This window comes from Candidatus Erwinia haradaeae, assembly GCF_900698965.1.
GTDB lineage: Bacteria > Pseudomonadota > Gammaproteobacteria > Enterobacterales > Enterobacteriaceae > Erwinia_E > Erwinia_E haradaeae_A.
Genome location: NZ_LR217725.1, coordinates 234057 through 248166, shown reverse-complemented (window position 1 = coordinate 248166; position 14110 = coordinate 234057). Strand labels below are relative to the sequence as shown.

The window sequence follows — 14110 nt, the reverse complement described above, 5'->3', positions numbered from 1 at the left end:
AAGATCTACAGCATGATCGTGAACTTCTCAAAAATAGCAGAAAATACAGTAGTTACATAATATCGTAACTAGATACGTGTATCTACCTAATGGTTTTATCGATAACTCACATTAGTATTATCATATGTAACAATACTGTAATCTATATATCTAAATTAACAACTGACATACATAGCAAAATAAAAATATGTTATCTATTGATAACCTCTAGGAATAAAAACTCTTAGGAGGAAAAAATAAAAAAATCTGCACACGTTTTGGTTCGTTTTAAGATCAAGCCTCGTTCAACAAGTTAGGGCTATGAGCCTACTCATTATGTTTATACTATATAAATTATTTATTGCATTATATATGCTTATACGTTGTGGTGAAAACTGCTACCACTCCCATCCTATATGTAACATTGATCAAAAAGGTAACTAAAAAAGATCTATCTGTATATAACTATAGGGATTATTTGTTAAGGACAGGTAAAGCGCGACATGAATCAGAGTCTTTTTGTAACTAAACGCGATGGCCGCACTGAGCGTATCGATCTAGATAAAATACACCGCGTACTCAACTGGGCAGCAGAAAATCTACATAATGTCTCTGTATCTCAGGTAGAATTATGTTCCCGTATCCAATTTTACCCAGGTATCCGTACATTTGATATTCATGAAACGATCATCAAATCAGCTGCCGATCTTATCTCAGCAGACGCACCTGATTACCAATATATGGCCGCACGTCTAGCAATTTTTCATTTACGAAAAAAAGCATATGGTCAATTTGAACCGCCTAAACTCATTGACCAAGTGACACGTATGGTATCCATGGGAAAATATGATGCCCATCTTTTAACAGACTACAGTGTAGATGAATTTGCAAAAATGGATAGTTTTATTGATCATTGGCGTGATATGAACTTTTCCTATGCTGCGGTAAAACAATTAGAAGGAAAATACCTAGTTCAAAACCGTGTTAATGGTGATATCTATGAGAGTGCTCAGTTCTTGTATATCTTAGTATCTGCTTGCTTATTCTCTAGTTATCCGAATAGCACGCGCCTAGATTATATTAAGCGTTTTTATAATGCTATCTCAACTTTTAAAATTTCATTACCAACACCTATTATGTCTGGAGTACGCACCCCAACGCGACAATTTAGCTCTTGTGTGCTTATTGAGTGCGACGACAGTCTAGATTCGATTAATGCCACTGCTAGCGCTATTGTCAAGTATGTCTCTCAACGCGCTGGAATTGGTATCAACGCTGGTCGTATTCGTGCTTTAGGTAGCCCGATACGTGGTGGTGAAGCATTTCATACTGGCTGTATTCCATTTTATAAACATTTTCAGAGTGCAGTAAAATCCTGTTCACAAGGAGGTGTACGTGGCGGCGCTGCTACTCTATTCTATCCTATGTGGCATCAAGAAGTGGAGAGTCTTTTAGTTTTAAAAAATAACCGCGGTATAGAAGACAACCGGGTACGTCATATCGACTATGGTATACAACTGAATAAGTTAATGTATCAACGATTACTTCAAGGCGAAGATATTACTTTATTTAGTACATCAGATGTACCAGGACTCTATGATGCGTTTTTTGCTAACCAAGATGAGTTTGAAAGACTCTATACCCAATATGAGCAAGACTCAAAAATTCGAAAACAACGCATTAAAGCAGTTCAGCTATTTTCCTTAATGATGCAAGAACGCGCCTCAACCGGTCGAATCTATATTCAAAATGTTGATCACTGTAATACTCATAGTCCTTTTAATCCAACTATGGCACCAGTACGTCAATCAAATTTATGCCTTGAGATTACTCTACCTACTAAACCCCTTCAGGATATCAACGATGAAAATGGAGAAATTGCGCTATGTACTTTATCTGCGTTTAACCTTGGTGTAATTGATAAGCTTGATGATCTTCAGGAACTAGCAACATTAGCGGTACGAGCGCTAGATGCATTGCTAGACTATCAAAATTACCCTATTCCTGCGGCCAAGCGTGGCGCCATGGGACGACGCACGCTTGGTATTGGCGTAATTAATTACGCATACTACTTAGCAAAACACAGGGTCCGTTATTCCGATAGCAGTGCCAATGTATTAACACACCAAGCGTTTGAAGCAATTCAGTACTGGCTATTAAAAGCATCTAATGAACTTGCTATTGAACAGGGCGCCTGCCCATGGTTTGCAGAAACCACTTATGCTCAAGGCATTATGCCGATTGATACTTATAAAAAGGATCTAGATGCTATCTGTAATACCCCTCTATTACTTGACTGGGAGGGTTTACGTAAGTCAGTAAAAATTCACGGCCTGCGTAACTCAACACTTTCGGCAGTTATGCCGACAGAAACATCTTCACAGATTTCTAACGCTTCTAATGGTATTGAACCACCTCGAGGGCATATCAGCATCAAAGTCTCAAAAGATGGAATCCTTCGCCAAGTTATACCAGAGTATGAACGTCTTAAAGATTATTATGAATTACTGTGGGATATACCAAATAATGATGGCTATCTTCAGCTAGTTGGTGTAATGCAAAAATTCATTGATCAAGCAATTTCATCAAATACACATTACGATCCAATGCGATTTATAAATGGCAAAGTCCCTATGAAACAACTGTTAAAAGATTTGCTTACAGCTTATAAGTTTGGTATTAAAACGCTGTATTACCAGCATACCCGTGATGGAACAGAAGATTTAAAAGATGATTGGTTGCCCGCTACGCCGGAGGAGGACTGCGAAAGCGGTGCCTGTAAAATGTAACCGTTACGATAAAAGTGCATTTCGGCGAATAATTACGACTACCGGCTTCATGTTTTGGAATACACAATGACTTATACAATATTTTCTCAACAAAAAAATAATCAGCTACTAGAGCCAATGTTTTTTGGTCAACCAGTAAATATCTCGCGATTTGATCAGCAAAAATATCGAATATTTGAAAAACTCATAGAAAAACAGCTATCATTCTTCTGGCGACCTGAAGAGATTGACGTCTCACGTGATCGCATCGATTATCAATCTCTACCTGAGCATGAAAAACATATCTTTATTAGCAACTTGAAATATCAAACACTGCTAGACTCTATTCAGGGAAGAAGCCCAAATATTGCACTATTACCAATAATCTCTATTCCAGAACTAGAAACATGGGTAGAAACATGGGCTTTTTTTGAAACAATTCACTCACGCTCATATACTCACATTATTCGAAATATTGTGAATGATCCCGCACTGATATTTGACGATATTGTCACACATAAACAGATTTTATCGCGTGCTAAAGATATTTCTAAATACTATGATGATTTAATTCGTATGACTAATGCTTGGAATCTCTTAGGTGAAGGTGTGCATCAGGTGAATCATACTACCGCCATAACTGTAAACTTGCGCGCACTAAAAAAACAACTATATCTTTGCTTGATGAGCGTAAATGCCCTAGAGGCTATCCGTTTCTATGTGAGTTTCGCTTGCTCATTTGCTTTTGCTGAACGCGAACTGATGGAAGGTAACGCTAAGATTATCAAGCTCATTGCGCGTGATGAGGCACTGCATGTCACTGGCACTCAATATATTCTAAATTTGCTTCGGAATGGTGATGACGATCCGGAAACAGCAGAGATAGCCGACGAGTGCCAACAGGAATGTTACAATCTATTTTTTCTGGCAGCACAACAAGAGAAAGAATGGGCTGAATATCTCTTTAGCAACGGATCAATGATTGGTCTAAACAAAGCTATTTTATGGCAATATATTGAATATATTACTAATATGCGCATGCATGCTATCGGTCTCGATCAACCTTTTAAAACCCGTTATAATCCAATTCCATGGATTAACTCATGGTTGATCTCAGATAATGTACAAGCAGCTCCTCAAGAAGTAGAAGTAAGCTCGTATCTAGTGGGTCAGATTGATGCTGAGGTTAGTACAGATGATTTTATGAATTATCGACTGTAATCTTATGACAGAACCTATTATTACACTCAAACCTTTTGGTATAAAATTAATATGGTATGATCTTCATCATAATCTTCTTACGATTCTAGAACTACACAACATATATATTGAATACCAGTGCCGTGCAGGATACTGCGGCTTATGCCGAATACGCCTACTACAGGGGATGATAAAGTATAGAACACAGCCTATTACTTTCTTGCGACCCGGTGAAATCCTACCCTGTTTATGTTACGCATGCAGCAATATTGAGATCGAAATGCATTGTCAGTGATCATGATCGACAGAGACTTGATTGATACATAAGATTTATACATAGATGTTTTTATGTAAAATTTTCTCTATTAGCACAATGTCAATTATTTGGCTTGACTGTCTGTATTAAAAAATACATGCGATTGATATTATCAAATCGCTTGCATCAGTTCTCTTGAGAAATGATGAAAATCTTAATGAAATAGGTTACATGCTTGGAGCATCTCGAGAACTTCTGTTATACAGAAAATTATTTTATCTTGCTCAGCTTTAATTAAACTGTACAAAACATCTCTATAATAGAGCTATAATATAATTATAGTCTATCTATATCACGCTTAAAGAATTAGTTGATGTATCTATGCACAACCAAGATCTCACGATTATCACAATATCGTGATACAAAATATGCACATATCTCTTTAAGATCTCCAGAGGAGAATCCGATGGGAAATACCTATAAAAATGTCACGCAGAGTAACCAGAATCTTAGACAAACAGATCAGGTTCTTACGTGCGATCCAAAATACATTGTTCTAGACATTCGCTCGCAAGATGAGCAAGAAGATCGACCGTTAAAACTTGCTAACTTTCTAGTAAAAACTTTACCATTCTATTATCTAGATAATCAATTTAACGCCTTAGACCAAAAAAAATCGTATCTACTATATTGCGATAATGGATTAATGAGCCGGTTACAGGTACTTTATTTACGTGAAAAGGGGTTTACAAATGTTAAAAGCTATTGTCTGCACCAAGCTGGAACATTGAACATATGAGATTACTGAATAATAATTTATTAGATTGCGTCCTTCCATCTTGTCGTATACTCAAATATTGTATCTAATGATCAACGCTTGATGGTTAACTGATCATTAAAATGTATTTGCCGCATCCGTGCTGCAGACCTTAAAAAGAAAAAGAATAATTATAGAAACACTATACAAACAGATCAAAATACCATTAACCATAGTAATGAAAGAATGATTTCAGGTGTGAACATGTACGATGCTGTGACCAAAGAGGACTATATGATTTTGCCGCATAATATGCAGAGCCTCCGTGAATTGCGCTTAAATTATAGATAGTAGCATTAACTAGATGATCGCTTGGTAAAGATGATAACACCAAATCATGTTCTCTGTCCCTCTATAGCATGTAAGCTTGTGTAACTACAATACGTTTAAGCTTTATTTTTACAGATATCATCACTTATGCTGGTTTTGCTATTCTAATAGAGCTTCTGATAACTACATGTTACAACTTTTATGCACTGTATTATCTATATACAATACTGCAACAGTTTTATAAATGATAAATTTTTATAAAGTATCGATTTAATCTATTCAAAATTTAGCATAACAATGCTACAAAACCATATGCCCAGTAACAAACCTCAAAAAGCAATCCAATTAAAATGTATTCTATGTCACAATTAGATTTCTCCGTTTTAATTTTTTATTTAACATACTACTAGAAGATGTAATTGGTATACCCCTTCATTTGGATTCTAGAATAATCTTCGACCTAGCGCTGGTTGCAGGCTATAAGGACAGTGCTCAGGATAATATCAGTATTTATCACATTGTGATAATTATTAATATTCATATTAATTAATAACTCTAGATTATGATTTGAGCTGAATAATTCTTATTAATCATAAAATCTAATTAATAATATGCTTGTTATCCCTAGCAGTCGATTCTTCAGTAGTGGATCCTAGAGTAATTTTTGAAGGTATGCTGGTAATATAACAAGAGGGATAACCTACTCCTGCATGATAAACGGTAGGGATGTGATGGCATGATGTTGTGTAGCTGAAATATCTATCAGTATACCTATACAGGTTTTAGTAGACCCTCTCAGAAGGGTCTTGATTTAGAGAAGACTGGTATATAGATATAGTGTATACAACTATATAGATAGACCTTGAGTCTGCTTCACAAAAACCAATAAACATAAAAATTTTTTATCCACTACTATTGATAGTGTCAACACACTAAAGCACGTATCTTACGTAATAATATCTATTATATACAGCGTATCGGTTGGTATGTAAATAGCTACAATAGTCATCTTATCTCAGTAAGATACATTATAAACAGTAAGATATATTACAAGATACTAGAAGTAATAGCAGTGCTTTCTTAACCTGTTTTCTGTAACTGATGCATGCTTCTTAGCTAGAGTAACACAAATCTAAAGTGTATTACTTCGATCATTTATTTATCTCAAAATGATCTATTCATTATCGCAACACATTCATGAGTAAATCTATAACGTTCACTTAGTCGTATCAGGTTAATAAAATATTATTTGTAAATGTCCCGTGAATATGCGACTGAGCTACTGTGATCCTAGCAATACAGTAATTTAAGCAGTAAACATGACATTCAATATAAAATCGTGACAATAAAATGCACTCTTATGAGATTTAGATCTCTCAATTAACTGTTAGTGCATTATATAATATATTATATATGCATCTCGAGCAAAAGATTTAGTAAGGTGCTAGGCATTATTTAAGATTGACACACAACTTACGATCTAATCTTAATTATGGAGAACTAGTATTACTGGTAGAATGGTATAAAAAATTACAGAATATACTATATATCTCCGAGCAACAGGAGTCGAGTATTGTGGTTTATACCTAAACTCTCACGCTTGTGTATATCTTCCCGTACCGTTTTGATGCTATCCTATTTTTTTATGGAGACTGATATCTAACTTTAGGTGTGTTTCTATTAAGACCCCTGCTGATAAACCCGTATATAAAATACTAAATTAACACTCTCAAACAATGTTGGAGCATATAAAAGACATCAGGGCCTAATATTATTAGGTTAATGATAGTATACTTTTACAACTCATATCTCAGCGCAAGACTATTTGCATTTAGGACAACACAGAACTATGTTTACTTAAAGTTTACTGAAAGTTTTCTTTGAACGTAAAGACACCAAAAAAATCTATTAATCAAAATTTAGCCGCTCTCTTGACAGAAAACATTCGATTTTTATAAATTATTTCTTTATAATCTCGTACATTAAGTATAAAGCTAGGTTGATGTGAAGGATTATTTATACTTTATATAGCCTATACGTCTAGCAAGGGGTAAAATCATTACTGCATATAGATGCATATAGATTAATAAAATCTAAACGCTTCTATTAGCGCTTAGATTTTATCAATCTACAATTTAACATGGATGCGTATTTAGATGAGAACTTTTACAGCTAAGGCAGAATCGGTCCAGCGTGACTGGTATGTTGTTGACGCAACATGTAAAACCTTAGGTCGTTTAGCAACAGAGCTAGCCCTTAGATTGCGTGGGAAGCATAAAACAGAATACACTCCGCATGTGGATACAGGCGATTATATTATCGTCCTAAATGCTGAAAAAGTAGCGATAACTGGCACTAAACCTAGTGATAAAATATATTATCATCATACTGGGTATATTGGGGGTATCAAAAAGTTAACTTTTTCAGAGATGATTAGTCGTTATCCTGAAAAAGTGATCGAAATAGCAGTAAAGGGTATGCTTCCAAAGGGCCCACTAGGTCGTCAGATGTACCGCAAACTTAAAGTATATGCAGGTGATAGGCATAAACATGCGGCACAAAAACCGAAAGTTCTTGATATATAATTAGGATGTTAAAAATGTTTGAGAAGACAAACTATGGAACTGGTCGCCGAAAAAGCGCCTCTGCACGTGTCTTTCTCAAGGCAGGTAGCGGTGGCATCACTATTAACCAGCGTTCTTTAAAAGAGTACTTTAGTCGCAAAACTGCTTGCATGATAGTTCGTCAGCCACTAGAATTATTAGATATGGTAAATGAATTTGATTTATATGTTACGGTAAAAGGCGGCGGTACATCAGGGCAGGCAGGCGCTATTCGTCATGGAATTACACGAGCTCTAATAAAACACAACGAATCATTGCGAGGCAATTTACGTAAAGCAGGATTTGTCACACGAGATGCGCGCCAAGTGGAGCGTAAAAAAGTCGGTTTTCGTAAAGCACGTCGTCGTCCACAGTTCTCCAAGCGATAACTTTTAAGTTATTAACACACCTTACCCAGTGCTAAACACTGGGTTTGTGCTCAGATCATGACCTTCAAGCACGATCACGGTAACATGTCGTACTATGCTGACAAGTTCTATTATGAGAATGTAAGATCCGATCTAATTATCAGCGCTTATTATATTTTATATATTTATATAAAATATAATAAGCGCTGACATACTGACTCAGTGATCCTGTAAGGTTACAGCCCTAGCACTAAAAATAAACACAAAAAACCTAAACGGCTATTATAGCCCCCTCTGCTCCCGACATACACATGAGAATCTATATCACTCAGGATTCTCGTAATATAACACTACTTTTTGACCTAACTCATCGTCTCAGAATTCAATGCGCACCTACAGCACAAAAATTTTCAGCATTGATGCATACCAAGCTAGGTCCACTAATCTACCGTAGCGGTTTATTAAAGTTAACCCCCTACTGCGCTATTTCTGCTATTTCTTATAGCCAGTTGACACTAGATAAGTCTCGTATTAGTATGTAATACTTAAATGAATATTGCTCTCATCTAGATCTGATGTCGATTTACCTAAGATCCCGCGAAGAGTCACAACTTTTTATTGATTGCATTAAACAGACTAGATTAACCTTATTGTACATAAGTAAAAGTATTATCAATGGTCAAAAAAAACGCTCAAGATAACAGTTCCAAGAAAAGCGATAAGTAATCTCTAAAATTATTCTTATACAATCTATTTAGTCAATGAAGCGTTTCGCTTAAAATGGTGCTATTTAGCTCCGTTATTTTGGCTTCTACTAAAAATAAGCATTCATTTATAGGAATCAGTACAAAAAGCTAAAAAACTATATTGAGAAGCATATTTTTTATAATTCTTTTTTAATATTCTAATAGAACTGAAGCCTCACACAATAATAACATTCGGAGCTGAATACAATGACAGATTCTCAATCTACTTCTTGTCGTCCTTATCTAATACGTGCATTTTATGAATGGTTAATTGACAATCAGCTCACGCCTCATTTAGTAATCGATCTGCATATACCTGATGTCGTAGTACCTTTGGAATATTCATCGAATGGCCAAATAATTCTAAATATTTCACCAAATGCAGTAAATGATCTCGAATTAGGTAATCACAAAATCCTTTTTACTACCAGCTTTAGCGGTATTTTGAAGAAAATTTCAATACCTCCACTATCTGTCATAGCGATTTATTCTCGTGAAAATGGTGAAGGGATGATCTTTGAACAAGCAATAGAACAAACTATAGAGCGACCTCCATATTTCAACGACTACACCACACCAATTAAAAATAATAAAATGCTATCCGTGATTAATAATCATCACAATAATCAGTATAGCATTAACCACAACCATCCTGATAAGAACACCCAAAAAAAATCTACAGATGATAAGACTGGTTTAGGGTTACACCTTGTGCAATAACATTGGTCTACTATCAAATATAAAATTTGACAATACCATATACGTTTTTATATAATATTAATTATTATTAATGCTTTTGAAATAAAAACGTATATTCTTAAAGCTCAATTTAATTTCGATCCAATATATAGAAACACTTGCAAAAATAAGAATAAACAAGAATTAATTAATAAGAATTAATTAATTCTAATCGACTTTAATAAAAGCAGCGGATATCATGTAAGCAGGTAAAACTTAGTTTTTTATTTAAAAAAATTCTCTACGCATGATTACATCATCTAAAAATATTTTTATAAAAAACAATTTGCTAATTAAAATTCAGAGACTACTAATTCATATTCTCATTATATCTTAATAAAATATTGAATAGAAATAAAAATATCACAAAGATCATCTTTAATAAAGATAAAAATGCGTAGATATCCACTCTTATATTAGAGATATCGCACATCATATAAAGTAATGACTTTATATGTTCTAGGCGTAGATGTGTTCCATGTACGATATAAATAATTATTTAGTCCATACTTGTTATTTAACAAATAATGTGCACTGATAAAAATCAGTAAAAAACCTGAAGTGACCTATAAAACCTAGCTTGTGCCTTGTAAGATTATATAAGGTAATATGATAGAATTTGATTCTAAAACCTTTCAAGGGTTAATTTTTAATTTACAAACTTACTGGTCAAAGCAAGGCTGTAGTATTCTACAACCTGTAGATCTAGAAGTTGGCGCCGGTACATCGCACCCGATGACCTGTTTATCTGCCATTGGTCCAGAGCCAACCTCGGTAGCCTATGTACAACCATCACGACGACCGAGTGATGGCCGTTATGCTAAAAACCCTAATCGCCTACAGTGTTACTATCAGTTTCAAGTCCTTATCAAACCATCACCACCTGATATCCAGGTGCTCTATTTAAACTCCTTACAAGCATTAGGCATAGACCTGGGCATGCATGATATCCGCTTTGTTGAAGATAATTGGGAAAACCCCACCCTAGGTGCATGGGGACTAGGATGGGAAGTATGGCTCAATGGTATGGAAATAACACAATTCACTTACTTTCAACAAATTTGTGGCTTAGAATGCAAACCCGTGAGTGGTGAGATTACTTATGGTCTAGAGCGACTGGCGATGCATATTCAGGATGTCGATAACATTTATGACTTGGTCTGGAATCAGGGGGCAGAAAGTACAATCACGTATGGTGACATATTTCATCAAAATGAGGTAGAGCAATCCGCATACAACTTTGAGTACGCTGATGTAGCTTTCCTCATGACTTGCTTGCAACAATATGAAGACGAAGTGCAATATCTCCTAACACTAGAAAAACCTCTACCAATTCCAGCATATGAACGTATTTTAAAAGCAGTGCACAGTTTTAATCTACTAGATTCACGCAAAGCCATATCAAGCACGGAGCGTCAACGTTGCATGCTACGCATTCGAACACTTACTAAAAGTGTAGCTGAAGCCTATTTAAACTCTAGAAAGGCAATGGGATTCCCCTATTGTAAAAAATATCTAATCAATACCAATGACTGAAGAAAATTTTTTAGTAGAAATCGGCACTGAGGAATTACCTCCAAAAATGCTACGTTGCTTAGCTGAAACGTTTGCGAAAAACCTTATTGCTGAGTTAAATCTTGCATCTTTGACCTATCAAGAAGTACGCTGGTTTGCTACTCCAAGGCGCTTAGCCTTATTAGTTCACAAGCTAATCCTAGCTCAACCTGATCGTAAAATCATTAAATACGGACCAACAGTGCAGACCGCTTTGAATGCAAATGGGACTCCATCACAAGCTGCCTTAAGCTGGGCTCATAGTTGCGGTATTCACGTTGAGCATGCTGATTATGTGGAAACTAGTAAAGGTCAGAGGCTAATGTTCTGTACTAAACAACCTGGACAAAGGACACAAAATTTACTGCCAGACATAATTGCTACGTCTATCAAAAAACTGACCAATCTTAAACAAATGCGATGGGGGAAGTCTGATTTTCAATTTATACGACCTGTGCATACTGTGATGCTACTCTTAGGTGATACACTTATTCCTACCAATATTTTTGGTATCTCTTCCTCTCGCATTATTCGAGGCCATCGCTTTATGGGTCAGTCAAGGATTACTATTAATCATGCCGACCATTATCTTCAGGTTCTGCTAGAAAAAGGAAAAGTCCAAGCAGATTATTTATTGCGTAAAAAAATTATTACTAGTAACGCTACTGCTGCAGCGGCACGCATTGGGGGGTGGGTTGACCTACAAGAAGACCTGCTAGAGGAAGTCACTTCTTTGGTGGAATGGCCAGTGATTTTAATGGCAAAATTTGACAAAAAATTCCTTATAATACCACCTGAAGCACTAGTCCATGCCATGATGGATCATCAAAAATATTTTCCAATTTATAATCAGAAAGGGGAGTTATTGCCCTATTTTATACTTGTGAGTAACATCGAATCAACACACCCTCAAAAAGTCATATTGGGCAATGAAAAAGTAATCCAAGCCCGATTAGAAGATGCTGCCTTTTTTTTTCACAATGACTGTCAAGATCTTCTAGAAGATCATCTGCCGCGTCTAAAGAGCGTATTATTCCAGAAAGACCTAGGTAATTTACTCGATAAAACTTATCGTATTAAGAAGCTATCAGGGTGGGTAGCAGAAAAAATCAGAAGTAATGTGCAAAGTGCAACACGCGCTGGGTTGCTTTCTAAATGTGATCTAATGAGTCACATGGTATGTGAATTTACAGAAACTCAGGGCATTATTGGTATGCACTATGCTCGACGCCAAGGTGAGACAGAAGAAGTAGCCATTGCTCTCATGGAACAATATAAGCCACGTTTTTCGAGTGATCCTGTTCCGTCTAACCCTGTATCCTGTGCGCTAGCAATTGCCGATAAAATAGACACCATAGTAGGAATATTTGGAATTTCTAAACACCCTACAGGAAATAAAGATCCATTTGCGTTACGTCGTTCTGCGCTTGGGGTCTTACGTATTATTCTTGAAAACAGATTGCCGATAGATTTGAAAAAGCTAACTGAAGAATCTATAAAACTATATGGTAAGAAACTGTCCAGTATCAATGTCGAAGATGATGTAATAAATTTTTTCTTTGGTCGCTTGAGCTCTTGGTATCGCAAAAAAGGTTACAAACCCGATGTCATTAAAGCGGTCCTTGCATGTCGTCCTACTAAACCAGTAGATTTTAATGCACGAGTAGAAGCCGTAGAATACTTCTGCTCCATGGAATACTCAATAAAACTATCAGAAGTTCAGAAACGCATTTCTAGTATTCTTGATCAATCTGCAGAAACATTCAATCATAGCGTGCAGTATTCTTTGCTACATGAGGTAGAAGAAATACAGTTAGCAACTCGTGCTGCCACTGTACAAACCAACCTAGACTTGTGTTTATCTGAAGAGCGTTACCAGGATGCGTTGATTGCGCTGATACCTCTTCATGACGACATTGAGCAGTTTTTTTCTAAAGTTCTGGTGAACACAAAGATAAAAGAGTTACGCATTAATCGCCTTACGCTATTAAATCAACTCAGAAAATCATTTTTACAGATCGCCGATCTATCTGTATTAAAGTAATCTCATATTAGATAGCATCGCAGTATCTATTGAATTTTATACTTTTTCTGTGAAAAAGTACCTTTAAAAATAAAAATTTAAACGAATTAGTGTTATATTTTTACGTTATCACCACATTGAATCATGTTAATTATTTGTATCTTTTTAGCAGGATCTTCTTCTGAATGGTCTGGTGATTAACCATAAAATAAAAATTATTTATCTGCAAGCCTTGTCATGTGATCTTTTGTCCAACCAAATCAAAGACTCTGATAGATATAATTTAAAAACCACTAGATGTGTTATTTTTATTTGAGCTAATCATAAATTGATTATAAGTTGCTTTTAAGATAAATATCGCACAATAATGCTACATTCTTAAAAATCTAAGGCATTCATCTGTCTGTCATGCAGTTTATCCTTAAGGTTTGACTATGTTCTGTAAGAATGCATGTCAAATTTCATATGTACAATAAAGACAATCATACGCAGCACGTAAAAGGTGTTCTATATCTATATTATAATGATAATCATTATGCTCTCTACCTTATATCATTATGATACTCTCTGCAATATAGATGTGAATATGCTAATATTTACCAAGGCGCCAAACACTGAGTGCATGTAAGTTTGTAAAGCGTCTCATTTTACATAAGTTCTATATTTTACCTCTAGAGAGAGATCGCAACAAGCTCAGTATGTTTAGCATTATTTCCTATCACTGATCTATTATAATTATAATATACAAAACGGAGAGATATAGCAGTATGATTTTAAGTTTTTTACAT

Annotated in this window: 10 protein-coding genes; all 10 read left to right on the top strand. The window is 35.5% G+C overall.

The genetic code is table 11. The features are described from left to right. Positions 1–482 precede the first annotated feature (482 nt). The 10 genes from nrdA (at position 483) to glyS (ending at position 13343) form a co-directional block, all read left to right on the top strand. Positions 483–2768, top strand: coding sequence for a class 1a ribonucleoside-diphosphate reductase subunit alpha (gene nrdA, locus CIPSTX3056_RS00750; RefSeq protein WP_072666064.1), 2286 nt, complete (start codon positions 483–485; stop codon positions 2766–2768). Positions 2769–2834: 66 nt separating this feature from the next. Then, positions 2835–3968, top strand: coding sequence for a class Ia ribonucleoside-diphosphate reductase subunit beta (nrdB, locus tag CIPSTX3056_RS00745; RefSeq protein WP_072666063.1), 1134 nt, complete (start codon positions 2835–2837; stop codon positions 3966–3968). A 4-nt stretch (positions 3969–3972) separates the two neighbouring features. Further along, the gene (yfaE, locus tag CIPSTX3056_RS00740) at positions 3973–4242 is read left to right on the top strand and encodes a class I ribonucleotide reductase maintenance protein YfaE (RefSeq protein ID WP_072666062.1); all 270 of its coding nucleotides are present in this window, start codon (positions 3973–3975) and stop codon (positions 4240–4242) included. Between the two features lie 334 nt (positions 4243–4576). Next, entirely contained in the window at positions 4577–5002 is a 426-nt protein-coding gene (gene thiI / locus CIPSTX3056_RS00735) for a thiazole biosynthesis protein (RefSeq protein ID WP_083595497.1), read from the top strand. 2444 nt (positions 5003–7446) lie between these two features. Continuing rightward, on the top strand, positions 7447–7875 hold the full coding sequence (gene rplM / locus CIPSTX3056_RS00730) for a 50S ribosomal protein L13 (RefSeq protein ID WP_072666061.1): 429 nt from the start codon (positions 7447–7449) through the stop codon (positions 7873–7875). A 14-nt stretch (positions 7876–7889) separates the two neighbouring features. Beyond that, positions 7890–8282 carry a 30S ribosomal protein S9 gene (rpsI, locus tag CIPSTX3056_RS00725; RefSeq protein WP_072666060.1) on the top strand — a complete coding sequence of 131 codons (393 nt, stop codon included), beginning with the start codon at positions 7890–7892 and terminating at the stop codon, positions 8280–8282. Positions 8283–8572: 290 nt separating this feature from the next. Further along, entirely contained in the window at positions 8573–8803 is a 231-nt protein-coding gene (locus CIPSTX3056_RS00720) for a hypothetical protein (protein ID WP_072666059.1), read from the top strand. A gap of 411 nt (positions 8804–9214) precedes the next feature. Next, on the top strand, positions 9215–9727 hold the full coding sequence (locus CIPSTX3056_RS00715) for a ClpXP protease specificity-enhancing factor (RefSeq protein ID WP_072666058.1): 513 nt from the start codon (positions 9215–9217) through the stop codon (positions 9725–9727). 627 nt (positions 9728–10354) lie between these two features. After that, on the top strand, positions 10355–11281 hold the full coding sequence (gene glyQ / locus CIPSTX3056_RS00710) for a glycine--tRNA ligase subunit alpha (protein ID WP_072666057.1): 927 nt from the start codon (positions 10355–10357) through the stop codon (positions 11279–11281). Beyond that, positions 11274–13343 carry a glycine--tRNA ligase subunit beta gene (gene glyS / locus CIPSTX3056_RS00705; protein ID WP_072666056.1) on the top strand — a complete coding sequence of 690 codons (2070 nt, stop codon included), beginning with the start codon at positions 11274–11276 and terminating at the stop codon, positions 13341–13343. Before glyQ ends, glyS begins: the two co-directional genes overlap by 8 nt. Positions 13344–14110 lie beyond the last annotated feature (767 nt).

Excerpts from the sequence above, each read along its gene's own strand:
- nrdA (WP_072666064.1), top strand. The coding sequence starts at position 483 with ATGAATCAGAGTCTTTTTGTAACTAAACGCGATGGCCGCACTGAGCGT.
- nrdB (WP_072666063.1), top strand. The coding sequence starts at position 2,835 with ATGACTTATACAATATTTTCTCAACAAAAAAATAATCAGCTACTAGAG.
- yfaE (WP_072666062.1), top strand. The coding sequence starts at position 3,973 with ATGACAGAACCTATTATTACACTCAAACCTTTTGGTATAAAATTAATA.
- thiI (WP_083595497.1), top strand. The coding sequence starts at position 4,577 with ATGTATCTATGCACAACCAAGATCTCACGATTATCACAATATCGTGAT.
- rplM (WP_072666061.1), top strand. The coding sequence starts at position 7,447 with ATGAGAACTTTTACAGCTAAGGCAGAATCGGTCCAGCGTGACTGGTAT.
- rpsI (WP_072666060.1), top strand. The coding sequence starts at position 7,890 with ATGTTTGAGAAGACAAACTATGGAACTGGTCGCCGAAAAAGCGCCTCT.
- CIPSTX3056_RS00720 (WP_072666059.1), top strand. The coding sequence starts at position 8,573 with ATGAGAATCTATATCACTCAGGATTCTCGTAATATAACACTACTTTTT.
- CIPSTX3056_RS00715 (WP_072666058.1), top strand. The coding sequence starts at position 9,215 with ATGACAGATTCTCAATCTACTTCTTGTCGTCCTTATCTAATACGTGCA.
- glyQ (WP_072666057.1), top strand. The coding sequence starts at position 10,355 with ATGATAGAATTTGATTCTAAAACCTTTCAAGGGTTAATTTTTAATTTA.
- glyS (WP_072666056.1), top strand. The coding sequence starts at position 11,274 with ATGACTGAAGAAAATTTTTTAGTAGAAATCGGCACTGAGGAATTACCT.